Raw genomic sequence first — 26,075 nt, forward strand, 5'->3', positions numbered from 1 at the left:
GCAAAATAGACTTGGTGCAATATTAAAAGTTTATTCCGTTATTATTTAATGAATTAGGCTTGAAATATTGTAGATTTAATTCTTATATTTGCGCCCTTGAAAAATATAGAAATCCCAATTTATAATATTAAATAGTACGAAAATGACGAAAGCAGATATTGTAGCAAACATTTCAGAAAAATTAGGAATGGAAAAAGGTGATGTCCAGGCTACTATTGAAACCTTCATGGATGAGGTGAAAACTTCATTAGAAAGTGGAGACAACGTATATTTAAGAGGATTTGGAAGCTTTGTAGTAAAAACAAGAGCCGAAAAAACCGGAAGAAATATCTCTAAAAACACAACAATTAAAATTCCCGCACACAACATTCCGGCTTTTAAACCAGCCAAAATCTTTGTTGAAGGGGTGAAAACTAACGTAGAAGTTAAGTAATTTTGAAACTGTAAAAAGTTTCTCCAGAAAATAATTTATTAATTAAAAAGGAACACTATGCCAAGTGGTAAAAAAAGAAAAAGACATAAGGTAGCTACGCACAAGCGTAAAAAAAGAAACAGAGCTAACCGCCACAAGAAAAAGTAGTTTTCATACTACTTTTTTTATTTAAAACGTTCATTGAAATTGAAACCCAGCTTATTACCTAACAAGTTTAGGGTTTCTTCAGGATTAAAAACCCTGTGATAAAATAATGTTTAATCCATCTGTAACTGCTTAGGCAGCTATAGATATAAATCTAATAGAGTGTGGACAAAGAATTAATTATTAGGTCCGGAACCTCTGCTGTAGATTTTGCCTTACAAAAAGATGGAAAACTTATTGAACTCAACAAGGAAGAAGACAGCAACAAATTTAATGTTGGAGATATTTTTATCGCTAAAATTAGAAAAGCTGTACCCGGGTTAAATGCCGCATTTGTAAATGTTGGTTACGAGAAAGATGGTTTTTTACACTATCACGATCTTGGCCCCCAGGTATCTTCTATGCTTAAGTTCATAAAACGTGTAAGCACAGGTAAATTAAAAGATTATTCCTTAAAGAATTTTACATTCGAAAAGGATATTGACAAAGACGGGGTAATTACCGATGTCTTAAAGTCAAATCAGTCGCTATTGGTTCAGGTTGTTAAAGAACCTATTTCTACCAAAGGCCCTAGGATAAGCTCAGAGCTTTCTATCGCGGGTCGATACATTGTACTGGTTCCTTTTTCTAATCGTATTTCAGTTTCACAAAAAATTGAAAGTAAAGAAGAAAAAGACCGGTTAAAAAGATTGGTAAAAAGCATTAAACCCAAAGGTTTTGGGATTATTGTTAGAACCGTAGCCGAAGGCAAAAAAGTAGCAGAACTGGACAGAGACCTTCAAAATTTGATGGGTCGTTGGACAGGAATGTGCAAAAAGATGTATAAACCAAATCATCCCTCTAAAGTATTAGGAGAATTAAACAGGGCTTCTTCCCTGCTAAGAGATATTTTTAATGACTCTTTTACTTCTATTACTGTAGACGATGAGACGCTTTATACACAAATTAAAGACTACGTGGGCGAAATCGCCCCGAGTAAAGAATCGATTGTTAAGTTATATCAATCTAATGTTCCAATTTTTGAAAAATACGGTATCGAAAGACAAATAAAAACTTCATTTGGGCGAACCGTCTCTATGAGCAAAGGCGCCTACCTGGTGATAGAACATACCGAAGCTATGCACGTTATAGACGTAAATAGCGGTAATCGTTCTAACAAATCCAGAAACCAGGAAGATACTGCATTAGAGGTGAATATGATTAGTGCCACAGAAATAGCCCGGCAATTGCGTTTACGTGATATGGGCGGCATAATCGTGGTAGACTTCATAGACATGGGCAAAGCTGAAAATCGCAAAACCCTGTTTGATCACCTTAGAAACGAAATGAGTGACGACCGTGCAAAACATAAGATTTTGCCTCCGAGTAAATTCGGGTTGATACAAATTACAAGACAACGCGTAAGGCCGGAAATGAATATTAAAACCCGTGAGGACAATCCAAACGGAACTGGTGAAATTGAAGCACCAATACTTTTAATAAACAAAATGAAAACCGACCTGGAAAAACTCATTAAGAAAGATCATAAAAAGATCACTTTGAGTGCGCACCCATTTATTGCAGCCTTCTTAACAAAAGGCTTTCCATCTCCCCGTTCGCAATGGTTTTTAGACCATAAGCGATGGGTGAAAATTTTACCAAGAGACGCTTACACGTACATGGAATATCATTTTCACGATAAAGAAGGAAATGAAATCCTTTAAATATTAAAGACGCCTTTCGTTAATTCGGAAGGCGTTTTTTTATGAGCTATTTTAAAAGTTCTTTATACTAAAAATCACATTCACCCAGCTTAAAAGATTAATTTTGAAATTTAAATCCTGAATTTTCATTTTTAAACCTTGAAAGAACCCCAGAAATCTTATACCGTTAAGGAAGCAACCATCAAACTGATGCAATTCTGCGCATACCGTGATCGATCACAAAAAGAAGTTGAGGACAAACTTCGTGAGATGAATATGATCCAGGCTGCACAGGAACAAATCATTATGGAATTGATGCAGGAAGATTTTTTGAATGAAGAACGCTTTGCGCGTAGTTTTGTTAGGGGGAAATTCAGAATCAAAAAATGGGGGAAAATAAAGATAAAACAGGAATTGAAATTTAAAGATATTTCTGCTCCAATAATTAAACTTGCTCTTACCGAAATAGACCAGCAAAAATATATAGCCACGTTATACGAAGTGGCAGAAAAGAAACTCAGACTTCTTAAAGAACCAGACAGCTTTAAAAAGAAGCGAAAATTAGTCGATTTCCTGCTTCGGAAAGGCTACGAAAGCGTATTGGTGTACGAAGCAGCAAATGAGCTTTTAGAGTAGCTCTTAAGTCTCAAAGAGCACTATTCAGAAGTATCTCGCGAGTGAAGGAACAAGCGCGGCGATCTTTTTTGGGGATGGTGAAGAGTGAAAAGTTAATAGGAAATAGTGAATACGCTCCGTCACTTCGAGTGGCTCGACGCGAGTCGGGATGTATCGAGAAGTGTTTTAAGTTCCAACTTCTAAAGATTCTTGATACGCCGCTATTTTCGTTTACACTCAAATATCAGAGAAATCGCAATGACAGCTTAACTATTCAACAACAGATTGCCACTTAGGCTATCGCCGCCTCGCAATGGCACTTAAAATATTCGTGAATTCGTGGCTATTGACCTGGAAATCAACAACAATATTCCATTTATAAAAAAAGAAATCAAATTAGAAATAAGATAACAACTTAAACGTCATTGCGAAGCTGCTTTTTTGCAGCTGAAGCAATCTCTTCAATTAAACAACTGAGAAATCCCGAATAACCATTCACAAATCAGCGACAGATTGCCACGTCGGCTATCGCCTCCTCAATGACGCGTAAAATCAAAAAGCCTTAAATTTTAAACCTTATTCTTCTTATGCGTACGTTCAACTGCCTGTTCATTCTTATAATCTATCCACTTCTGACCTTTTAGTTTACGCATATAGTTATCGAAATTTCGCATTACCACCAGGTTATAAACTGCTTTAGAAAAATTGGTAAGCGTTCTTGGAGTCGCTCTTAAACTCATAGAAAAACCAGGAGTCAAGTAGGTCATTTGGTGCCAGTAGCCTTCAGGCATGTATAATGCTTCGCCATGTTTCAATTCAGTCACATAGCCTTTAGCTTTTCTTAATACCGGAAATTTTTCAAAATCTGGATTATTAAAATCTATATCTTCCCGCGAAATAAGAGCGTGAGGGACTTTATACAAATATTTAGTTTGCGAAGGCGGATAAATGATACAGCGCTTCTTTCCGTGGAAATGAAAATGAAGAATATTGGCAAAATCAATATCGTAATGCATAAATACTTTAGAATTCTCTCCGCCAAAAAATAAAGTGGGTAACTGCTTAAGAAATCTAATCCCGAGATCTGGAAACTTAAAATCATTCTGCAAACCCGGGACTTCCTTTAATAAATGGTAAAGAAAAATTCGATAATTAGTGGGTTTTGATTTTAACAGATCTATATAATCTGCCATCCTCATTTCGGTATGTGGCTCGTTAAATTTCTGCTTAGAATTAATGGGTCTATCGTCGTATAGCGGAACCACTTTTTCCCCGGCAACCTCGCTAATATAATCTAAATCCCATTTTTGCGTAGCCGGCCAATCATCTACCAAATGCTCAATAACCACGGGTTTTTGCGCCCGAACATAGTGCTCCAAAAAATCTTTTTTAGAAATATTTTTAAGCCTTGGTATAGGCTCTAAGTGTAAGCTTTCTTCGTTCTCCATCATTCAATTCCAGCACTTCTGTGTGTATTTTCAATCGCTTTTCTATTCTTGTAATCTATCCAATCCTGCCCTTTAATCTTACGCATTAAATTATCGTAATTCCGAGTAATAATCAAGCTTTTGAGCACCTCGGCTATTCGACCAGGTTTTTGCGGCAAGGACCTTAACGTCATTGATAAACTCGCAGTTTCATATTTAATAAAATGCCACCATTTACTGGGAATATATAAAGCCTCGCCGTGTTTTAATCTTGTTTCAAAGCCTTTTGCTTTGGCCAATGCAGGATATTGCTCAAAATCTGGCTCATCCATATTTATGATCTCCATACTTACAATGGAGTGCGGCACCTGATACAAAAATTTAGTTTCCGAAGGCGGATAAAGAATCACTCTTTTTTCGCCTACAAAATTGAAATGAAAATTATTAGCAAGATCCATATCATAATGCATCACCACGCTACTACCTTCACCACCAACAAATAAAACTGGCAACTTTTTAAAGAATTTTACACCAAGATCTGGATACTTAAAATCATCTATTAACTCCGGGCAGTTTTGCAGGAGGTTAAAGAAAAACATCCTAAGATCTGTAGGGCCTTTTTCAAGAATATCTATATATTCCCGCATAGGAATTTTCTTTGCAGGGCCGTGAGAACTTTGCCTGCCTTTTGCCGGTTTCCCGTCATAAAGGGGCACTACAACATCTCCCGCTTTATCCCTAAAATAATCAAAATCCCATTTTTTCGTGGCCGGCCAGTCGGCAGAAAGTTCTTCAAAAACAACCGGTTTTTCGGGAATAAAATAGTCTTTCAAAAAATTTTCTTTTGAAAGCGTTTTAACCCGCGGTATGTCTTGCAGATTTAATCTCAAATTTTAGCTCCTTTTTTAAGCCTTGGCTTTTGGCTTTTGTTGCGCTTCTAAATTTCGCTCTATCTTATGCCCGGGTCTGGACCATTTTGGCTTCTCACCCAAATTCTGATATTGAGATTCTTCGGCTGAGACACTTTGCGGTTGTTCTTTTTTCTCAAATGCTTTTTGAGGATTCAATCCTAAAGATCTAAACAATTCCATATCCTCATTTACATCTGGGTTTGGAGTAGTAAGCAATTTATCCCCGGCAAATATCGAATTTGCACCGGCAAAGAAACACATCGCCTGCCCTTCTCTACTCATTTGCGTTCTTCCCGCAGAAAGCCTCACCTGGGTTTCAGGCATTACAATTCTGGCAGTAGCGACCATTCTTACCATTTCCCAGATAGAAACAGGCTCCTGTTCTTCCATAGGAGTTCCTTCAACAGGAACTAAAGCATTAATCGGTACAGATTCCGGCTGCGGACTTAAAGTTGAAAGGGCTACAAGCATTCCTGCTCTATCATCTGCACTTTCTCCCATTCCTATAATACCACCGCTACAAACCGTTACATTGGTTTTTCTAACGTTTCCAATAGTATCCAGTCTATCCTGGTAACCACGGGTAGAAATTACTTCTTTATAATACTCTTCTGATGAATCTAAATTATGATTATAAGCATACAAACCGGCTTCCGCAAGTCGTTGCGCCTGGTTTTCGGTAATCATTCCCAGCGTACAGCAAACTTCCATATCCAATTTATTAATGGTTCTTACCATTTCCAAAACCGAATCGAATTCTTCACCATCTTTTACGTTTCTCCAGGCTGCGCCCATACAAACCCGCGAACTTCCCGACTCTTTAGCACGTAGCGCCTGGGCTTTCACCTGGTTTACGCTCATAAGGTCGTTCCCTTCCACATTAGTATGATAACGCGCTGCCTGTGGGCAATACCCACAATCTTCCGGGCAGCCACCTGTTTTTATAGAAAGTAAAGTTGAAACCTGAACGGTGTTAGGATCGTGATTTTTCCTATGCACTGTGGCCGCTTCATAAAGCAACTCCATTAAAGGTTTATTGTATATTTCGAGAATTTCTTCTTTTGTCCAGTTATGTCTTGTGGCCATAAAAAATAGATTTGAATTCAAAAATAAATAAAACTGCGCTTTAATAGTCCTTCAGCAAAGAAAGTTTTCTTAAATATATTATTTGCGACTTATTAAAACAGAAACTGCGTTTCCTCCAAAACCAACTGCATTCACTAGAATATTTTCCAACCTGGCAGGTGAGTTGCTAATTACTGAAAAAGGAACTTCAATAAACTCCTGATACTCCAACATTAAAACGGCCAATTCTATATTTAATACTCCAGAGGCTGCAAAGGTATGCCCCAATTTCCATTTGTTACTGGTCATTGCAGGGGTGTTTTCTCCAAAAAGTGCTTTTATAGCGTTTACTTCTGAAAGATCTCCCTTTAAAGTTCCCGGTGCGTGCATTACTACCGCATCAATTTCTGAAAGGTCTTTCTTCCCAATGGCCATTTTCATCGCTTTCTGCAAAGATTCTCCATTTGCTGAAATAGAAACACTGTGTTTTAAAGTTTCAGTGGCATAGCCAATTCCTGTAATTTTAGCAATTGTCTTTTCTGAATCTTCTTTTTGAAGCGCCAATATTCCCGAAGCTTCTCCCAAGATCATAGAATTTCTCTTTTTATCCATATCTAAAGCACGGCAGGGAAAATCAAGATCTTCTGAAGCGTAGATCTTCATCGCTTTCATCTGCGCGATTGTAAATGGGGTTAATGCGGCTTCACTACCACCGGCAAGAAACTTATCGGCGAAACCGGCCTGCATCCAGGCGATGGCATTTACTACAGCATGTAACCCGGTTGAGCAGGTAACACTATGCGAAAACGCCGGCCCCTCTGCTTGAAGATCTTGTGACACCCAGGAAGAAATATTTCCTAAAGTAGTAGAAGGTGAAGCTTGTGTAGCAGCTTTTCCCGTTTCCACAAATTCTCTGTGGTATTTTTCAAATAATCCGGTAGCACCGCGTGAACTGCCAATATTAATACCTATATCCTTATCTTCTTCCCAACCCGCTTCTTTAATGGCCTTTCTGGCCGAATAAATAGCATATAAAACCGAATCATCCAGTTTTTTATAATTAAGGTTATAGTTACGAAGCGATTTTATAGCCTCCCGCACTTCTGTTGGCAAAAAAGCCGCAAAAGCTTCGGTTTTCTCAAACTGATGTTTGGTGATAAAATGTTTCGGTTTTTTATAGTTTTCCCATACCTCTAACCTGGATTGACCCAGAGCAGAAACTGAACCTAATGAAGATATATATACCGGTGATTTCAAAAGCAATTAATTTTTCAGCAAAAATACAGTCTGTAGCACCAACCACTAAATATTTAGCTTAAAAATATTGATTCAAGCCAAACAAGATTTTAAGGATATTTTGAAACTAATTCTAGATTTTATTCAGTAGTTCTTCTATAACACTATATATCTTATCCAACTCAATTTGTGAAATAGTAAAAGGTGCTAAAATATAAATAGTGTTTCCAAGCGGTCTTAGAAACACGCCATTATCCATAAAATGTTTAAAAAGTTGATTTCTAAGATTACCGTAGCGTTCCATTTTTACGTTTAAATCAAAAGCATAGATCACACCTAACTGTCTACGATTGGTGACTTTTGAATGATCTTTTATTCTTTCATCAAAAGCCTGATGGGATTTAATAACCGATTTGATTTGTTGTTGAATTTCTTCGGAAACCAATAATTCTATTCCGGCGATGGCTGCAGTACATGCCGGCGGATTTGCAGAATACGTATGCCCGTGAAATAAGCCTTTTGAAATGTCATTATCATAAAAAGCATCATAGACTTTTTGCGAACAGGTAGTTAATCCCATTGGCAGCAAGCCTGCAGTTAGTGCTTTAGACAGGCACATCACATCTGGTTTGTTTTTAAGATAATCTGAAGCAAAATATTTACCGGTTTTTCCGAAACCCGTCATTACTTCATCGGCCACACAAACAATGTCATTGTCTTTACAGATTTTCAGGATTTCATCTAATCCTGCAGCATTGTGCATTTTCATTGCCGCAGCACCCTGTACCAGAGGTTCGTAAATAAATCCGGCAATATTATTTACTGAGATCAGTTTTTTGAGTTGCGAAATAACCTCTGCATTATTTTCTCCTAGCGGAACCGGGATTCGTAGAACCTCAATAAAATGATCTTTAAAAGCACCGTTATAAACTGAAAGCCCGGAAACCGACATAGCGCCAAAAGTATCGCCGTGAAAACCTTCTTCAAAAGCCAGCATTATATTGCGATTATTGCCCTGGTTATGATGATACTGCAAAGCCATTTTAATCCCAATCTCGGTAGCCGTAGAACCATTATCGTTAAAAAACAGTTTCTGCTGATTTTCCGGTAAAATCTTTATCAGTTGTTCAGAAAGTTTTACCGCCGGTTCGTGGGTGAATCCGCTAAACACCACCTGATCCAGGTTTTGCATCTGGGCTGCAACTTTGCCGGTAATATATTCATTACAATGCCCATACATAGCAGTATACCAGGATGCGATCCCGTCTATATATTCTTTGCCATCTTCGCCGTAAAGAATACTTCCTTTCGCTTTTACGATAGGCAAAGCTTCCGGGCTAATTTTATGTTGGGTTAAAGGGTGCCAAAGGTGTTTTTGATCTCGGGTAACTAAATTCATTATTTTTTAATATGAGGAGGTTCTTACTAAAATTCAAATGTCATTGCGATCCCGATTTTATCGGGAGAAGCAATCTGCAAAGATCTATAATTCGATGAAGAGATTACTTCACTCCGTTCGTAATGACGTTCATATTCTAAACTTTCAAACCTCACAGGTTTTAGAAACCTGTGAGGTTTAATTTATTTCAATTTCTCTTTAAATAGGTCAGCGTATTCTTTGATTACATTTTGATCAAAATAAGGCTCCTTTTCTATTCTGCCAAGCACGCTTACACCGCTCATTTTTTTAATAATAGATTCGGTAGATTTATTTTCTTCCCCGGAAAAAATTATTCCGAAGCAATTCAAGCCGCGGGATTTTAAAGCTTCAAGCGTGAGCAAAGTGTGATTAATGCTCCCTAAATAATGGCGGGAAACCAAAATAATTCGATCTTCCAGCTGCATTAAATCGGCTATAGTTTCTTTATCGCTAATGGGAACTAATAAACCACCGGCACCTTCAATAACAAGATTAGCCTTTGCCTCCGGTCTTTTTATCTCTTTTGAAGTGATCTTTACTTCATCAATTTCAGCCGCAGCGTGGGGACTCATTGGTGTTTTTAACGCAAAGCTATTTTTATGAAAAACAGTTTTATCGTTAGAAACTAATCTTTCCACTTTATGGCTATCAGAATTATCAAGATCTCCAGCCTGGATAGGTTTCCAATAATCTGCTTGTAAGGCTTCAGTTAAGATTGCCGAAGCTATTGTTTTTCCAACTTCGGTACCTATTCCGGTAACAAAATAAGTTTGTTTCATTTATTTATAAATTCAATTCCAAAAGAAGGAATTCATTTTTAATTTATTGTATATCGGTAAAAAGTCATAATTTAAAATTTAGATGTCATCCTGAACTTGTTTCAGGATCTAAGTTGAGTGTATCGTACTGCTCATGTTAGATGCTGAAATAAATTCAGCATGACGCTTTATTCATGATTTTGACCTTATTGAGTAAGAACGGACGTACTTTTAATTTATAATCAATTTTATACTATAAGCCAACCTTGCGTCCAGTATCTTGGCGGTTTAAGCTAAATTTCTCTTCACAATTTTCGCAATGATAATCGTATTTATAGTGAATTGGCAGCGCGAAGGTGAGAAATGAAAATAAAAAAGCAAAGAAAGAACGCACATCTTTAATATGCGTATAAACCTTTACACGAGTACTCTCACAATTAGGACAAACTACTCTTTCCCCTTCGTCATCCAGGGAATAATTATGAATCTCATTTAAAATTGCCCGCGCCCGCTCCTCATCTTCAGTGTAAACGTTTAATTTTATACCGCCAATTGCCTGGCTCACCAGAGGATCTGTATCAATAAGCACCTGATCTGCAAGAAATACCTCTATGCCTTCAGATTGTAATTTCCCTTTTACAATTTGTGCTTCAGAAGAATACTGAAACCTGGCAATGTTTACAAAAGTGTTTTTCATACCAGTAATTTACTTAGTATTTTTAAAACCTTAGTAATTTCTTCTTCTGAATTAAAAGCATGCAGGCAAAACCTTAACCTTTCCTTCCCTTGGGGCACGGTGGGAGAAAGTATGGGTTTCACCTCAAAACCTTCTTTCTCTAAACTTTCTGCTATACTTCTCACCTGCTCAACCCCAGAAATAATACAGCTTTGAATGGGAGTATCGCTTTCCAGAAAATTTGCTGTTAAACCATTTTGTAGTATCTGGTTTTTAAAAAATTGAATATTACTTTTTAAATGCTGAATTTGTGAAATTCCATTATCAAACTCCAGGTAAACCGCTAAAATAGTAGCGACAGAATGCGGGGGTAAAGCGGTGGTATAAATAAAACTTCTTGAAAAATTAAGCAGGTAATCTTTTAAGCTTTGGCTCCCTAAGATTACTGCACCATGGCATCCGGGAGCTTTTCCAAAAGTATTAAGTCGTGCAAAAACTTTATCATGAATTCCCAGCTCCTGAACTAAACCCTCTCCTTTTTCGCCAAAAATACCAGTGGCATGGGCTTCATCTACAACTAAAAAAGCGTCAAATTCTTCTGCAATTTTAACCAGTTTCTTAAGAGGGGCAATATCTCCATCCATTGAAAAAACAGATTCGGTAACGATATAAAGCACCGAGTTTTCTTTCTTTTCAATTTTTGAAAGCTGAGTTCGAAGATTTTCGGAGTTATTATGATTGAATTTATAAGCTTTGGCGTGGCTAATCGTAATACCGTCTCTTATGGAGGCGTGTGCAAGTTCGTCATAAAAAATATAATCGCCTCTTTGTGGAACCGAAGCAAAAAAACCAATATTAGCATCGTAACCCGAATTGAAAATTAAGGCAGCTTCAGTTTGGTGAAATTCTGCGAGGTAATTTTCGGTTAAATCATATAAAATGTGATTTCCGGAAAGCAACCTGGAACCCGTAGCTCCATTTTGCAAGAGCTTATTTTCTTTTAAAATTTGATGTGCCTTTTTATAGATTTTTTCCGAAGAAGCCAGGCCGAGATAATCGTTAGAAGAAAAATCTATCTCTCCTGGGCAAAATAATAATTTCCTAAAAGAATTATCATTTTTCCTCTTCTGAAGTCTTTTCTCTAATTTTAAGGGCAGCTTTTCCATTTTACAAAAGTAAGCATTCATCAAAATAATCATATGGATTGGACATTATTTGCCTTAAGAGTTGGCCTCGCCACTACCGCCGGTTTAATTATAGGCCTGGAAAGAGAAATTCACGGAAAGGAGGCAGGCCTTAAAACAAATGCCCTGGTTTCCCTTGGAGCCGCAATCTTTGTTCTTATGTCATTAGAATTTGAAGGTGATAAATACGTAGATATTACCCGTGTTCTGGGTCAGATCGTGGTTGGAATTGGATTTATTGGAGCAGGAACCATACTGGAAAAAGAAAGAAAAGTAAAGGGACTTACTACAGCGGCTACGGTATGGTGCAGTGCAGGAACAGGTTGCCTGGCGGGATTTGGAATGTATACAGAATTAGCAATAGTGAGCGGGATCATCCTTACTATAAACCTTGTTTTCGGTTATATAGAGCACAAAATGAAGAAAAAGGCAGAAAAGGAGGATGAAGAAAGTTTAGATTAGACTATTTGTCATTCATTTTTGAATGATCAACGTTATTCTCAGGAGTATCATCGATTTCACTCTTTAATATATAAGAGTTTTTCTGGTATTTCCCGCGCAGATCATCCATTATAGAGCCTTTCCATAACTTAACACCCATAAAGTAAGATGCTCGTCCAATTAGATGCGCACTCACCGGTGCAGTTAAGAAAACAAAAAGTATAATTACTAAAGACCTTGAAGTAGTAGAGAGATCGTTAAAGAAAACAGCTGTTCCCACTAAAATTAAACCTACACCTAAAGTTGCTGCTTTAGTATTAACTGAAATTCGCATATAGGTATCGGGCATTCTTACGAGACCGATTGCTGAAAGCAAAACGAACAGGGTTCCCAAAGTGACTAAGATTACAATTATTACAGAACTCATTTTTTTCTATTTCGTTTTTCAAGGTAATAAGAAAAGGCCACGGTACTTAAAAAAGCAATTAAGGCAAGAATCATGGCAGTATCTAAAAAGGTAGATCTTCCATGTATAATACTATATACACCAATAATTCCAATCCCGGTAGTAATTAAAACATCCAGAGCAATAATCTTATCGGCGATACTTGGACCTTTTATAAATCGGTAAACTATAAGAAGTACCGAAAAGGCCAGTACTGGTAAAATTATATAATATAAATAATCGGTTAGTGTCATCTCAATATTTCCAAAATACGTTTTTCAAATCCATTTTTTATTCCCTCGATAAATTCTTCCCTATTGGTTATATACATACTATGCACATAAAGCACCTTCTTATCGTTAGAAACATCAAGGCTAAGGGTACCCGGGGTAAGCGAAATCATATTAGCAAGGAAGGTTATCCCAAGGTCACTTTGCACTGTAAGTGGTACTTTCACAATTCCAGGTTTCATTCTAAAATTTGGGGTAATCACCTCATAAGCTACTTGCAAATTTGCTTTAAACAATTCCCAGAGGAAGTAGAAAAAGAAGGCAATTAGTTTAGGAAGTAGCGTAAAATATCGTGCATCGCTATTTCCACGTGTAATAACCCATAAAATAAAGAAATTCAGTATAAATCCAAACAAGTAATTTTGGAAACCAAAATCTCCTGTAAGGGCTACCCATACAAAGGTGAGTAATAAGTTAGATACAAACCTGCTCTTCATTATTCGGATATTTGTGTGTTAAGTACCGCGTCTATATATTGTTGGTTATCCATTAATTCTGATGAAATTCTTGTTGCTAAAGTTTGAATATGCTCTGCTCCAAAACCTACATATAAAGTCACCAGGCTTAAGAAAACAATAGGTACTATTATCTGAATCCTTTTTATATTTTTAATCTTATGGTAATACCTAAATTTAGGTCTAACCGGTATTTCTTGTGCATCTTTCCAGAAAACTTCGGCCCAAAGTTTTGCGATTACCACCAAGGTAATAAAACTTGCAAAGATAATGGCGGCCAAACTCCAATAACTTCCAGTATCAAAACTTGCAGTAATCAATGATATTTTAGGCCAAAAACCTGATAATGGCGGGATCCCAACCAGGGAAAACAAAGGGATAAACATCAACAAACTCAATTTGGGATAATTGGCATAAAATCCACCCAAAGCACGCATACTATTAGAACCTTTTATGCGATAAATAAGTCCGCTAATCATAAATAAATTCGTCTTCACAAGGATATCGTGAACCAGGTAAAAAATTGCACCGGCAATGGCTACTTCTGTAAACATTCCTAAACCAATAATCATATAACCAATATGGCAAATGATCAAATATGAAAACACCTTCCTAATATTATTTTGAACCAAAGCTCCTACAGCACCACTAAAAAGGGTGAAAATAGCAAGCACCAATAGAATTTGATCCAGAAAAACATCTCCAACAAATATTAAGGTGAAGACCCTAATTAAGGCATATACTCCCACTTTAGTAAGCAAGCCTCCAAAGATAGCTGATACCGCCGAAGGTGGTGTATGATAGGAAGCCGGCAACCAAAAATACAGAGGAAAAACTGCCGATTTAATTCCGAAGCCAATTAAAAATAAAATAGCGGTAATCTCCACCAGGGCTCTATTTTCAACTGCTGCAACTTTATTGGCAAGATCGGCCATATTGAGGCTTCCGGTTAAACCATATAGCACTGCAATTGCGGTTAAGAAGATTATAGAGGCGAGAAAATTAAGCGTAAAATACTTCACGGCTCCTTCTAACTGTGCTTTTTCGCCACCAATAGTTATTAATACGAAAGAACTAATAATAATAATTTCAAACCAAACATAAAGGTTAAAGATGTCACCGGTTAAAAAGGCTCCTGTAAGACCTAATAGTAAGAAGTGAAATATAGGAAAATACCCAAATCTTAACCGGTCACTAATCACAGAACCAGAAGAGAATATAGATACTGCCAACCCGGCAATAGAGGTCAATAAGACCATAGTAATTGCAAAGGTATCGGCAATAAAAGTAATTCCAAAAGGTGCTTCCCAACCACCGGCCTGTATTGTTTGGGTTCCATTGTTCCAGATATAGGCAAAAACACCTATACTAACACCAAGGTGCACAATACTTCCAAGCATGCTAATTATTCGCTGCGCTCCAATTCTTTTCCAGAAAAACATCAGCAGGATAGCCAGTAGTAATTGCAGTAGTAAAGGATATAATATTAATTGTTGTGTCATGAATCTTCGTCTGTTGCGTTCATTTCGTCCAGATCATCGGTTTTAACCACTTTGTGCGCTCTTTTTACAAGAATAATCGCAAAAGATTGTAAACCGAAACTAATTACGATAGCGGTTAATATTAATGCCTGCGGAACAGGATCTGCGTAAGCCTCTAAAAATACTTTGGATTCTCCAGGAATAATTGGTGGTGCACCTTCGGTAATTCTTCCAAGCAGAAAAATAAGTAGGTTTGCCCCATTTCCTAAAAGTATAATCCCAATTATGAGTTTCACTAAACTCCGGCGCAGCATCATATAAATACCCGCGGCGTACAGAATTCCAATAATTATCGCTAAAAGAACTTCCATAAATTAAGCTGATTCTGAAATTGTAAATATTATAGTTAGGGTGACACCTATTACCACCAGGTAAACACCAATATCAAAAAATAAGGCCGACCCAACATTACCAATCACCGGGAATGGTTCGGGAAACCAAAGCCCCGTCATAAATGCCTGGTCAACAAATATTGGAGACATCCCGCTAAAAAAAGCAAGAGCTAGTCCCACCGGCATCAAAAAACCTGGATGAAACCTCAATAAGTTTTTAGTATCGTCTAATCCGTTGGCAAAAGCGTGCAATACAAAAGCAATTGCAGCAATCAAGCCACCAACAAAACCACCACCGGGCAAATAGTGCCCGCGCAATAATATAAAAATGGAGAACACCAGCAATACCGGCAAAAGGTAATTAGAAGCTGTTCTTAATATTAGCGTACTCATTTGTATAAATTTTAGTCAGCCTAAAAAAGGCTTTTAACGTTGTCTTTATTGTGACCTGTCGGTGCTTTTCAATCTTAGTTTTAACAAACCAAACACTCCAATAGCGGCGATTGCCAGAACTGAAATTTCCATAAATGTATCTATGCCTCTAAAGTCTACCAGAATTACATTTACCACGTTCTTCCCATGCGCCATTATATAGGCATTCTTAGCATAAAAATCACCAAGCTCACTGTTGGTTGGTTCTGCTAAAACCTGAAGCGCAAGCAAGCATACTACTGTACCTAAAGCGGCTGATAAAACCCCGTCTCTAACTCTCATTTTATAATCTGAAAGGGTCAAATACTTAGGTAACCTATATAACACCAGTACAAATAAAATTACGGTTAAAGTATCTATGGAGAACTGTGTCATCGCTAAATCTGGTGCGCTGTAAAAGACAAAAATCAAACAAATTGCCAGGCCTACAACTCCCATTGCGGCCACGGCCGCGAGCCTTGATTTTGTAAAAACGGTATAGAAAACCCCGGCTATTAATATTAACGCTACCACTAATTCATAAGCCGTAACTTGAGATAATTGCGTATGATCTATCACCACCCTGGAACTTCCAAACATTATATAGCTTACCAAAACAACCAGAAACAGCACTATTGTAGTCACATAATTTCTTAAATAGCCATTCTGAAAAACATTGGTCCAGAATGCCGAAAAAACATTAAAATAGTGCGTTCCCTTCTCCAGAATACTTTTTGGAGAAATAAACTCCAACTTTCCAATTCGGTTTTCCAGGTTAGCTGAGGGTTTTACAAAGAAATACAGCAGAATTCCCACCACAATAGTAATCGCACTTAATAATAATACTGTATTGAAACCGTGCCATAGTGCAAGGTGATACTCTGAAGCGTCAGCACCCAAGGCTGAAACTACGGGCTTCACTAAAGCCGATTCTATAATCATTGGGAATATTCCAAATAATAGTCCTAGAACAGCCAGAATAATCGCTGGTCCCCACATCAAAAAGTCTGGAGCTTTTACATCTTTATAAGGTTCAGGAAGTTTCCCTGTAAAAGGTTTTATCCCGGCCACAAAACCGGCCCAAAGCAATAATATTTTAGTCAGAACAATAGCTATCACAATAACTATTGTTAACGTTTCAGCATGCATACTGGCTTCATAGGTAAGCTCTTTTCCGAGGAAACCAATAGTGGGTGGAATACCCGCACTTGAGATCGCCGCCAAAATACCGGCAATAGCTACAGGCATCATAATCTTTCGAAGTCCCGCTAACTTTGTGACATCTCTTGTACCCGTTTGGTGATCTATTATTCCTGTTACCAGGAATAATGTAGCTTTATATAAGGCGTGAACAATTATAAAAACAGAAGCAGCCATGAAAGCATCTTTACTTCCCAGTCCAATTAAAAATACCAGGATTCCAAGTGCCGAAATAGTAGAATATGCTAAAACGCCTTTAAGATCGGTTCTAAAAAGAGTATGTATCGCAGAATACACCATAGTGATTCCCCCTACAATTATTAAAGTGGTGTTCCAGAATTCCTGGTCTCCCAAAACGGGGGTAAAACGCATCAACAAATAGATACCTGCTTTTACCATCGTGGCGGAGTGCAAATAAGTAGAAACCGGGGTTGGTGCTTTCATCGCACCAGGAAGCCAGAAATGAAAAGGAAATTGTGCCGACTTGGTAAATGCGGCTACAAAAATAAAAACTACCGCCAGGATATAATATTCACTGCCAGCAATGGCTTCTTTCATACTTAGCATTTCAGAAATGCTATAAGTTCCCGTGATACTTCCCAGCAATAAAGCTCCTGCCAAAAGGGAGAATCCTCCAAAACCGGTGATACCCAATGCTGTTAAAGCCGATTTTCTTGAAGCCGGGTTGGTATTATTGAACCCAATTAGAAAAAAGGAACTTATACTGGTTAATTCCCAAAAAACGAAAAGGGAGATAAGATTGTCTGAAAGTACCAGCCCAAGCATTGCTGCCATAAACAAACTCAGGTATCCATAAAATCGATCAAGGTATTTATGCCCTCTAAGGTAAGATGCGGTATATGCAAACACCAGGAAACCAATCCCGGTAATCATTAACGAAAAAAGTAGGGAGAGACCGTCTAATTTAAAACTAAGATCTACTCCAAAGGCCGGAACCCACTGGTAGGTTTTACTAATAATTTCTCCGGAGCTTATTTGCGGAATAAAACTGGCAAAATAAACAAAAAGTCCCGCTGGAATAAGCGCTGAAAGAATAGCTAATTTTCCCCTGAAGAACTTTCCTGTAAACACCAGAAATAACGCGAATAAAAAACCTAAAAGTATTGCTGTTAGCATATATTATCTCTCAAAAAGTCCGTTCCTCGCAAATATAAGAGATATTATTGAAGTTTTATTATCAAAACACCCCTAAAGCTGCAGAAAGCACACCGATTTAGCAGCTTCTTATTTTTAATCATTTCAGGAAGCCTGTTTCTTAGCAAATTTCTTAAAATGCTGAAATTAATTTATCATTTTTATTCCAAGTAATTATTGTTTTTCGATACTTTAATCTGGTTCGTTATCATTAAACAAGAATTACAATTTTATGAAGCCCCCAGTATTTCCCAAAAGGGTTACAGACCTATACTTATTTAGAGTATTAATTTCTATAGCCGAAAAACATCTTAAAAGAATTATATATCCGTTTTCATTTATAAAATTGAGAAAACCACATTACATCAGACCTTACAGGTTTCTAAAACCTCTGAGGTCTCTTCATATGAAGGATTTTATTAACCGATTTAGAATGGAATGAAATTTTATAAATTATATTACTTTTTGAGGGTATTCAGAAAAAAGAACTAACCGTTTAGCTATCCCAAAATCTGAATTGAAACCTGGAAGAAAAAGGAATAAAAAGCAAAGAACTGGCCGATAAAATTGGCATTACCACTGCAAATCTCTCCATTTTAAAAACAGGAAAGGCTAAAGCCGTGAGGTTTTCTACTTTAGAGGCGATTTGCAAGGCTTTAAACTGCCAGCCTGGAGATATTTTGCATTACGCAACTAAAGAATAACTAAGCCTTCTTAAACCTCTTTCTATTTTTTATTTTCGTTAGAAGCCTGGAGAAATTAATATTGTCAAAAATTAAACCACTAACAATAAAAACAAGTCCGACGATAGTGGAAAAAAGAATAGTTTCCCCCAGCACAAAGTAGATGACTATCAAAGAGAGGAAAGGCACCAAATAAATGAACTTACTAACCTTAGCGGCGTGAGAAGACTTTTTTAGCGCTAAAGACCAAATAACAAAGGTAATTCCCATTTCAAAAAAACCTACATAGGCCGCGGCTGCATATTTTTTTAATGAGAAAGAAGGGAATTCTGAAAAAACAAATAGCGCAATACTAATATAAACCATTCCAAATAAGAAATTAAGGAACAGCTTACTAATTTCATCTCTCTTATCTTTTATATTATAGATCCAAAACAAGGCCCAAATCACCGCAGAAGCTAGCCCCAGAAAAGCACCATAAGCATTACTAAAAGAGAAAGAAAGAAGATTACCCTTCGTTGAAATTACCGCCACTCCAAGAAAACTAATAACGATGGCTATAAAATTTTTAAGGCTAATCTTTTGCCCTAAAATAGGAATAGAAAGCAAAGTGATCATTATTGGCCAGGTATAATTTAAAGGCTGTGCCTCCTGGGCCGGTAACAAAGAATAAGCTTTAAAAAGAACTATATAATATACAAAAGGGTTAACAAACCCAAAGACAGCCGATTTTAAATAAGCCTTTTTAGGAAATTGAAAAATCTCTTTTAGTTTCTTCTGAAAAACTAAAATAAAAAACAAAGAAATTAGAGAGCCGAAAACTGCCAAAAACAGCAACTGCAAATAGTCGAAATATTCTAAAGATAGTTTCATGGCGGCTGCCACAGTGCTCCATAGCAATACCGCTAAAACCGCATATAAATAAGCTTTGCTTTGTTCCTGAAAAGACTTCAAACCATTAAATAATTAGCAATTATACAGATATAAAAAAGCCGGACATTTGCCCGGCTTTCTCAATATTAAACTTCCTAAGATTAATCAGCCAGAATAATGGCTTTATTATCTTTCATTTCTAAAACTCCGCCTTTTATAGTATAATAAAGAACATTGCTATTTGATTTATCTTTCTTGAAATCTTCAGAAAGCTCATCGTCTAATTCCTTATTAGAGGCAGCAAGTTGAATTTTAACTTCCCCTTCAACCAATGTAGAAACTATAGGTGCGTGATTGTTCAGCATTTGAAATTCCCCGGCATGACCAGGAACTTTTACTGCATCTACATCAGCTTTAAAAACTATAGCTTCGGGAGTCACTATTTCTAAGTACATATCTTTTAGTTTGTGTTTACAGTTTTCAGCAAAAAACACTTACTGATCACTGTTCACTGACCACTGTTTACTTTTTATTAGTCTTCTTCAGCCAACATTTTCTCTCCGGCCTCGATAGCTTCCTCGATGGTTCCTTTAAGGTTAAAGGCAGATTCCGGAAGGTGATCTAATTCGCCATCCATAATCATATTAAATCCTTTAATAGTATCTTTAATATCAACTAAAACTCCTTTTAGACCGGTAAACTGCTCGGCTACGTGGAAAGGTTGAGAAAGGAAACGTTGTACACGTCTTGCTCGAGATACAGCAAGCTTATCTTCTTCAGAAAGCTCTTCCATACCAAGAATAGCAATAATATCCTGCAATTCTTTATAACGCTGTAAAAGCTCTTTTACACGTTGCGCACATTTATAATGATCGTCACCTAAAATATCGGCAGTAAGAATTCTTGAAGTAGACTCCAAAGGATCTACCGCAGGATAAATACCAAGCTCAGCAATTTTACGTGAAAGTACCGTTGTTGCATCCAGGTGGGCAAATGTTGTTGCCGGCGCCGGGTCAGTAAGGTCATCTGCAGGTACGTAAACCGCCTGTACAGATGTAATAGATCCGTTTTTAGTTGAAGTAATACGCTCTTGCATCGCACCCATCTCTGTTGCCAAAGTTGGTTGATAACCTACCGCAGATGGCATACGCCCAAGAAGTGCAGACACCTCTGAACCAGCCTGTGTAAAACGGAAAATGTTATCTACGAAGAAAAGAACGTCTTTCCCCTGGCCTTCTCCAGCTCCATCACGGAAATATTCCGCAATTGTAAGTCCAGAAAGCGCTACACGAGCACGTGCTCCAGGTGGTTCGTTCATTTGTCCAAAAACGAAAGTTGCTTTAGAATCTAGCATTGCAGTTTTATCAACCTTTTTAAGATCCCAACCGCCTTCTTCCATAGATTCAGAAAAAGCATCACCGTATTTTATAATACCAGATTCAAGCATTTCTCTAAGAAGGTCATTTCCTTCACGAGTACGCTCTCCTACTCCGGCAAATACCGAAAGACCACCGTGGCCTTTGGCGATATTATTAATTAATTCCTGTATAAGTACTGTTTTACCTACACCGGCACCACCAAAAAGACCAATTTTACCACCTTTTGCGTAAGGCTCAATGAGGTCAATTACTTTAATCCCGGTAAATAAAACTTCTGTAGAAACAGATAAGTCTTCAAATTTTGGCGCATCTCTGTGGATAGACATCCCATCTTTTCCGGCTTTAGGAAGATTCCCAAGCCCGTCAATAGCATCTCCAACAACGTTGAATAAACGACCATATACATCTTTACCAATTGGCATTTGTATAGGTGCTCCTGTAGCAACCACTTCTACACCCCGGCTTAAACCATCGGTAGAATCCATAGAAACTGTTCTCACAGTTTCCTCTCCAATGTGTGATTGCACTTCTAAAACCAAAATGGAACCATCTTTTCTGGTGATTTCCAAAGAATCATAGATTTTTGGCAATTCAGCATTCTCTGAGTCGAACACAACATCAACTACAGGGCCAATAATTTGGGCAACTTTACCTGTTACTTTAGACATTATTTAATTCTTTAATGTTTTCGTATTTAAAATATCTGAAAAACCCAATATTATAATTCACAATGCATTAAAAACGCAGAAGGGTATTTTCAGGCTGCAAAGATAGTTTTTTCTAAATAAAATCATACCTCTCTTAAAATAACTTTTTGCAAGCTTTCTAAAGCAAGCAAAAATAAGGCTTAGCATGATCTTTAAATAGAAAATCCCTCCTGAAAATTTCAAAAGGGATTTTATAAATATTTAATTAGACCTCACAGGTTTCTGAGACCTGTGAGGTCTTTATTTAGGTCTACATTTTACTCTACTGTAACAGATTTCGCTAAATTCCTGGGCTGATCTACATTTTTCCCAAGCATTACCGCAATATGATAAGACAATAACTGAAGCGGAATAGTTGTAACAAGCGGTGTTAACGGCTCTAGTGTTTCAGGCACTTCAATCACGTGATCGGCAAGTTCTCTTACTTCGGTATCACCTTCGGTAACAATAGCAATAATTTTACCTTTTCTAGACTTGATTTCCTGAATATTACTCACTACTTTTTCATAATGCCCTTTTTTAGTGGCAATAACCACCACCGGCATCTCTTCATCAATAAGTGCGATTGGACCGTGTTTCATTTCGGCTGCAGGATAACCTTCAGCATGAATATAGGAAATCTCTTTAAGTTTGAGCGCCCCTTCTAAAGCAACCGGGAAGTTAAAACCCCTACCTAAGTAAAGACAGTTCCTGGCATCTTTGTAAATATCAGCAATCATTTTTATATGCTCATCACCTTCTAATGCCTTTTCTATTTTAGAAGGAATGCGCTCCATTTCCTGCAAATAGGTCATGAACTCTGTATGGGAGATCGTTCCATTTTGTTTTGCAAGTTTTAGGGCTATTAAAGTAAGTACGGTAATTTGAGTAGTAAAAGCTTTTGTTGAAGCCACACCAATTTCAGGCCCGGCGTGGGTATAAGCCCCCGCATGAGTCTCGCGTGAAATTGAAGAACCTACTACGTTACAAACCCCAAAAGCAAAAGCACCTTTTTCTTTAGCAAGTTTTATAGCTGCCATAGTATCGGCAGTTTCCCCACTCTGGGAAATAGCTATAATGACATCTTTTTCTGAAATAATAGGATTACGATACCTAAACTCTGAAGCATACTCTACTTCTACCGGAATTCTGGCAAGTTCTTCAAAAATATATTCAGCAACTAAACCAGCGTGCCAACTCGTTCCACAAGCAACAATAAGGATACGTTTAGCATTGGCTATACGTTCTAAATTATCATCCACCCCGGCCATTCTAATTATACCCTCATCGGGCAGCATTCTACCACGGTAGGTGTCTTTTATTGCTGTTGGCTGCTCATGAATCTCTTTAAGCATAAAATGCTCATAACCACCTTTCTCAATTTGCTCCAGGTTAAGTTGTAATTCCTGAACATATGGATCTACCAAAGTATCATCCTGGATCTTCCTTACTTTTACCTCTTTACCTCTTCGCACTACTGCCATTTCACCATCTTCCAGGTAAATTGCATTATTAGTATATTCTATAAAAGGAGAAGCATCTGAAGCAATAAAAAATTCATCCTCTCCAACTCCAATTGCAAGCGGACTTCCCAAACGAGCCACTACAATTTCATCTGGCTTGGTTTTATTGTAAACCGCAATGGCATAAGCACCAATAGTTTGGTTTAATGCAATTTGAACTGCTTTACCAAGTTTAACACCTTCGTTTATAATTACATCTTCAATAAGATTAACTAAAACTTCAGTATCGGTGTCACTTTCAAAGGTATATCCACGAGATTTCAACTCCTTTTTTAAAGCATCATAATTCTCTATAATCCCGTTGTGAATTATTACAATATCACCAGAATTTGAAAAATGGGGATGACTGTTTACATCATTAGGCACCCCATGGGTTGCCCAACGTGTATGACCAATCGCAACATTTCCGTTGGTTGTTATAGTTTTTTCAAGTTTTTCTTTTAGATCTGCAACTTTACCTTGTGTTTTACAAAGTTTAAGCTCTTCTCCATCATAAAGGGCAATTCCAGCACTATCGTATCCACGATACTCAAGTCTCTGAAGCCCCTTGAGGACAACGGGATAAGCATCCCTATGCCCAATATATCCTACAATTCCGCACATAATAGTATATTGGTGTTAGTAAATTAGTTAGTTAATCTCTGTATAGTATATTCTAAGTTTTAATCGTTTATCTTCATTATTTGATAAGTTACCGTGCAATACAGTACCCTTAGGACTAAGCACACCCATTACCGGGTAAAAATCTACATCTTCCGTATTTCTAACGGCCGAGTTGTTAGTAATATTAATATTTTGAATAACAGCAAGACCTAATCTTACATTTTCAGCTTCATCCTCAATAATATTTGTAACGTGCTGTGTCACATTTAATTTGTAACGAATTCCATTACCATCGTCATCTGTTTCTAAAGGACCCGAGAAAGACGAAAGCGAAACATCTGGGTTAATTTCATTTCCATCCTGAACAAAATTTAACGCAAAATTATAATCGGCAATAATTCTATTATTATCCAAATCGTAAAGATAAATACGTGCAGGCTCGTTAACATCTTCAACAAAATCCTGATCTACATAGAACGTTAGATTGGCTTCGTTAATTAACCACTCATTTTCTCTCAAAGCAGCTATCTGCTCTTCACTTTCAAAGAGTTCTATCACCGCCATACTTCCTTCTCCTCCGTCAAGAAAAAGCTTTTCAGCACCGGCTTCTTCATTACTATCTTCAATAGCCTGTAAAACATCCCCGGGATACTCTCCTTTAAATGTGTTTACAATTGTACTACCAAAATTTAGTTTGTATTGTTTTGGATTTCTTATCGTGTCAGTACCACCATCATCATTAATGGTTTCCACCTCGTTGGTGTAAAATAGCTCTATCCCAGCATTTGAATCCTGAAGATTAAAGAACATCATAGTACCATCATCTTCATTTGATTCAGCTTTAATAAACATTCCGCGCAAGTAGTTCTTGAAATTATTATTATTGCTCAATACGCCAGAACCTTCCTTTTCAATAATTTTTTGCTGAAAGTAATCTACCGGAAGTTTAATTCTTAAGGCAGGGCCCGAACTAATCGTATCCTGTTCACCCTGTTCATTTTCTTCATAAGAAACAATAGCTCTGGGAGAGGGTATAAAGTTGTCATTTTCATAAATAACATCTCCAACAAGATTCTGCTCAAATAAGTCTTGTTGATCTGAATAATAGCGTTGTCTATCTTGAAAATCTGCTTCAGGATCTAAATCTCTTAGATAATAATTAGACTCCTGTACAGAAATTTTAATTGGTGTATTTCCATAAATGGAATCTAAAGCATATTCTATATTGCCATCTTCATCCAAATCTCCTTCTGTACTAAAATAAGGAATGGTTAGCACCACACTATCAAGTTCTGGCTCAACACCAAAAACAGGATTATTGGTAGGCAAAGAAATTTGGCTAAGTATACTTGCCGTAGTTTGCCCGTAAATTGGGTGATTATAAACACCCAGTAAATGATTACCAAAATTATTGGTTTGTACCGAATTAATCTTTTTACTGTAAGCAGTTACTTCAACCTCCTCTAACTCAAGATCACTTGTGTTTTCAATAATTTCGCCGCCAACGGTACTATACTCATCATCACAGGCCACAAAAGCAAAAACAACAACAAATAAAGTTGCTGTTTTATACATCATTCTCATTAAATTCATTCGATAAAAATTTCTATTCTGATAAAACTTCGTTAATATAAAAATCCTGATAAGCCTGGCTAAATTCTTCCCTGTTTTTGTATGGAAGTAATGGTTTATTAAGCCTACTTAGGTATAATGATAAATCTTCAGGAATATTGTCACCAGCTGTAATTATTGCATCTGAATGATCTACTGCCTGCTTCATTAAATTAACAAAGTTTGGAGTTTTTAAATGTTTTGTATCTTCTTTTTCCATCCCATCATACAATACCTTTTCCTGCATATCTTCGTCTAACGTTTCATCGAAGTCTTGATTGTATACAGAGGTAACAATTTTTGCACCACTAAACAATGGTTCGTTACCATAATAACGTCTTAAGTACAATGGAAGCAAGGATGCCAGCCAACCATGAACATGAATAATATCTGGCGACCAGTTTAATTTTTTCACAGTTTCTATTACCCCCTTAGCGAAAAAGATAGCGCGCTCGTCGTTATCTTCAAACAAATTACCTTCCTCATCGGTAAGTGTAGCTTTTCTTTTAAAATAATCTTCGTTATCTATAAAGTAAACCTGCATTCTTTCCTTTGGAATAGAAGCCACTTTTATAATCAATGGCATATCCAAATCATTAATCACCAGATTCATCCCCGAAAGCCTTATCACTTCGTGAAGTTGATGGCGGCGTTCATTGATATTACCAAACCGGGGCATAAAAATTCTTATTTGCCCTCCAATATTATTTACCATTTTTGCGGCTTCAAAAGACGTGGATGATATTTCGGTTTCAGGCAGGTAAGGAATAACTTCAGATGATACGTATAATATCCTCTTATCTTTCATAAATAGATGGCTTTAATTGCGATTGCGAACAAAAAACACGCAAAATTACAAAAATTTATGCAGATTGCTGGTAATATATTAAGTTTGC

Annotated in this window: 26 protein-coding genes; 5 read left to right on the plus strand and 21 right to left on the minus strand. The window is 37.1% G+C overall.

The genetic code is table 11. The features are described 5' to 3' along the window. Positions 1-124 precede the first annotated feature (124 nt). The 3 genes from B5X51_RS05500 (at position 125) to B5X51_RS05510 (ending at position 2,895) form a co-directional block, all read left to right on the plus strand. On the plus strand, positions 125-433 hold the full coding sequence (locus B5X51_RS05500) for an HU family DNA-binding protein (RefSeq protein WP_255351554.1): 309 nt from the start codon (positions 125-127) through the stop codon (positions 431-433). Positions 434-741: 308 nt separating this feature from the next. Then, positions 742-2,280, plus strand: coding sequence for an Rne/Rng family ribonuclease (locus B5X51_RS05505; protein WP_079719890.1), 1,539 nt, complete (start codon positions 742-744; stop codon positions 2,278-2,280). Positions 2,281-2,418: 138 nt separating this feature from the next. Then, a complete protein-coding gene (locus tag B5X51_RS05510; RefSeq protein ID WP_245828707.1) occupies positions 2,419-2,895 on the plus strand; it encodes a regulatory protein RecX in 477 nt (158 codons plus the stop codon). Between the two features lie 548 nt (positions 2,896-3,443). Here the strand turns inward: B5X51_RS05510 and B5X51_RS05515 are convergent. The 8 genes from B5X51_RS05515 to B5X51_RS05550 all read right to left on the minus strand — a co-directional run bounded on the left by B5X51_RS05515 (position 3,444) and on the right by B5X51_RS05550 (position 11,533). Continuing rightward, positions 3,444-4,325, minus strand: a complete 882-nt coding sequence (locus B5X51_RS05515; protein ID WP_079719891.1) for a cupin-like domain-containing protein — start codon at positions 4,323-4,325, stop codon at positions 3,444-3,446. Next, positions 4,322-5,191, minus strand: a complete 870-nt coding sequence (locus B5X51_RS05520) for a cupin-like domain-containing protein (RefSeq protein ID WP_079719892.1) — start codon at positions 5,189-5,191, stop codon at positions 4,322-4,324. Before B5X51_RS05520 ends, B5X51_RS05515 begins: the two co-directional genes overlap by 4 nt. Positions 5,192-5,206: 15 nt before the next feature. Beyond that, positions 5,207-6,298, minus strand: coding sequence for a biotin synthase BioB (bioB, locus tag B5X51_RS05525; protein ID WP_079719893.1), 1,092 nt, complete (start codon positions 6,296-6,298; stop codon positions 5,207-5,209). Between the two features lie 78 nt (positions 6,299-6,376). Further along, complete coding sequence (locus B5X51_RS05530) at positions 6,377-7,534, minus strand: beta-ketoacyl synthase N-terminal-like domain-containing protein (RefSeq protein ID WP_079719894.1); 1,158 nt, start codon at positions 7,532-7,534, stop codon at positions 6,377-6,379. A 112-nt stretch (positions 7,535-7,646) separates the two neighbouring features. After that, on the minus strand, positions 7,647-8,912 hold the full coding sequence (gene bioA, locus B5X51_RS05535) for an adenosylmethionine--8-amino-7-oxononanoate transaminase (protein WP_079719895.1): 1,266 nt from the start codon (positions 8,910-8,912) through the stop codon (positions 7,647-7,649). 182 nt (positions 8,913-9,094) lie between these two features. Continuing rightward, on the minus strand, positions 9,095-9,712 hold the full coding sequence (bioD, locus tag B5X51_RS05540) for a dethiobiotin synthase (RefSeq protein ID WP_079719896.1): 618 nt from the start codon (positions 9,710-9,712) through the stop codon (positions 9,095-9,097). A 232-nt stretch (positions 9,713-9,944) separates the two neighbouring features. Beyond that, on the minus strand, positions 9,945-10,388 hold the full coding sequence (locus B5X51_RS05545; RefSeq protein ID WP_079719897.1) for a putative signal transducing protein: 444 nt from the start codon (positions 10,386-10,388) through the stop codon (positions 9,945-9,947). After that, positions 10,385-11,533, minus strand: coding sequence for an aminotransferase class I/II-fold pyridoxal phosphate-dependent enzyme (locus B5X51_RS05550; protein WP_079720727.1), 1,149 nt, complete (start codon positions 11,531-11,533; stop codon positions 10,385-10,387). The genes B5X51_RS05545 and B5X51_RS05550 overlap by 4 nt, the downstream gene beginning before the upstream one ends. 33 nt (positions 11,534-11,566) lie before the next feature. Between B5X51_RS05550 and B5X51_RS05555 the strand changes: the two genes are divergently transcribed. Further along, a complete protein-coding gene (locus tag B5X51_RS05555; protein WP_079719898.1) occupies positions 11,567-12,013 on the plus strand; it encodes an MgtC/SapB family protein in 447 nt (148 codons plus the stop codon). Position 12,014: 1 nt separating this feature from the next. Here B5X51_RS05555 and mnhG read toward each other — a convergent pair whose 3' ends face one another. From mnhG to B5X51_RS05590, 7 genes are read right to left on the minus strand one after another with little or no spacing between them, the layout of a single operon-like run. After that, positions 12,015-12,419, minus strand: coding sequence for a monovalent cation/H(+) antiporter subunit G (gene mnhG / locus B5X51_RS05560; RefSeq protein ID WP_079719900.1), 405 nt, complete (start codon positions 12,417-12,419; stop codon positions 12,015-12,017). Next, positions 12,416-12,691: a cation:proton antiporter gene (locus B5X51_RS05565; protein ID WP_079719901.1), complete on the minus strand. Its 276-nt coding sequence runs from the start codon at positions 12,689-12,691 to the stop codon at positions 12,416-12,418. The genes mnhG and B5X51_RS05565 overlap by 4 nt, the downstream gene beginning before the upstream one ends. Further along, positions 12,688-13,164, minus strand: a complete 477-nt coding sequence (locus tag B5X51_RS05570) for a Na+/H+ antiporter subunit E (RefSeq protein WP_079719902.1) — start codon at positions 13,162-13,164, stop codon at positions 12,688-12,690. Before B5X51_RS05570 ends, B5X51_RS05565 begins: the two co-directional genes overlap by 4 nt. Continuing rightward, positions 13,164-14,684, minus strand: coding sequence for a proton-conducting transporter transmembrane domain-containing protein (locus B5X51_RS05575; RefSeq protein WP_079719903.1), 1,521 nt, complete (start codon positions 14,682-14,684; stop codon positions 13,164-13,166). The genes B5X51_RS05570 and B5X51_RS05575 overlap by 1 nt, the downstream gene beginning before the upstream one ends. Continuing rightward, positions 14,681-15,034: a Na+/H+ antiporter subunit C gene (locus B5X51_RS05580; RefSeq protein ID WP_079719904.1), complete on the minus strand. Its 354-nt coding sequence runs from the start codon at positions 15,032-15,034 to the stop codon at positions 14,681-14,683. Before B5X51_RS05580 ends, B5X51_RS05575 begins: the two co-directional genes overlap by 4 nt. A 3-nt stretch (positions 15,035-15,037) precedes the next feature. Further along, entirely contained in the window at positions 15,038-15,448 is a 411-nt protein-coding gene (locus B5X51_RS05585; RefSeq protein WP_079719905.1) for a Na+/H+ antiporter subunit B, read from the minus strand. Positions 15,449-15,493: 45 nt separating this feature from the next. Continuing rightward, positions 15,494-17,803 carry a putative monovalent cation/H+ antiporter subunit A gene (locus tag B5X51_RS05590; RefSeq protein ID WP_079719906.1) on the minus strand — a complete coding sequence of 770 codons (2,310 nt, stop codon included), beginning with the start codon at positions 17,801-17,803 and terminating at the stop codon, positions 15,494-15,496. 542 nt (positions 17,804-18,345) lie between these two features. Between B5X51_RS05590 and B5X51_RS05595 the strand changes: the two genes are divergently transcribed. Next, entirely contained in the window at positions 18,346-18,525 is a 180-nt protein-coding gene (locus B5X51_RS05595; protein WP_245828720.1) for a helix-turn-helix domain-containing protein, read from the plus strand. Here the strand turns inward: B5X51_RS05595 and B5X51_RS05600 are convergent, their stop codons facing one another. The 6 genes from B5X51_RS05600 to B5X51_RS05625 all read right to left on the minus strand — a co-directional run bounded on the left by B5X51_RS05600 (position 18,526) and on the right by B5X51_RS05625 (position 25,987). Beyond that, positions 18,526-19,458, minus strand: coding sequence for a DMT family transporter (locus B5X51_RS05600; RefSeq protein WP_217699533.1), 933 nt, complete (start codon positions 19,456-19,458; stop codon positions 18,526-18,528). It abuts the gene before it with no gap. A gap of 80 nt (positions 19,459-19,538) precedes the next feature. Continuing rightward, positions 19,539-19,832, minus strand: a complete 294-nt coding sequence (locus tag B5X51_RS05605) for a F0F1 ATP synthase subunit epsilon (RefSeq protein ID WP_079719907.1) — start codon at positions 19,830-19,832, stop codon at positions 19,539-19,541. A 77-nt stretch (positions 19,833-19,909) separates the two neighbouring features. Next, positions 19,910-21,424: a F0F1 ATP synthase subunit beta gene (gene atpD / locus B5X51_RS05610; RefSeq protein WP_079719908.1), complete on the minus strand. Its 1,515-nt coding sequence runs from the start codon at positions 21,422-21,424 to the stop codon at positions 19,910-19,912. A 296-nt stretch (positions 21,425-21,720) separates the two neighbouring features. Continuing rightward, a complete protein-coding gene (gene glmS / locus B5X51_RS05615) occupies positions 21,721-23,568 on the minus strand; it encodes a glutamine--fructose-6-phosphate transaminase (isomerizing) (protein WP_079719909.1) in 1,848 nt (615 codons plus the stop codon). 27 nt (positions 23,569-23,595) lie between these two features. After that, positions 23,596-25,161 (minus strand): BamH family beta-barrel-assembly machinery protein, encoded by a 1,566-nt coding sequence (locus B5X51_RS05620; protein ID WP_079719910.1) that lies wholly within the window; start codon positions 25,159-25,161, stop codon positions 23,596-23,598. 13 nt (positions 25,162-25,174) lie between these two features. Then, positions 25,175-25,987, minus strand: coding sequence for a glycogen/starch synthase (locus tag B5X51_RS05625; RefSeq protein ID WP_079719911.1), 813 nt, complete (start codon positions 25,985-25,987; stop codon positions 25,175-25,177). Between the last annotated feature and the right edge of the window lie 88 nt (positions 25,988-26,075).

Origin of the sequence: Salegentibacter holothuriorum, from assembly GCF_900168045.1 — a bacterium.
Lineage (GTDB): Bacteria > Bacteroidota > Bacteroidia > Flavobacteriales > Flavobacteriaceae > Salegentibacter > Salegentibacter holothuriorum.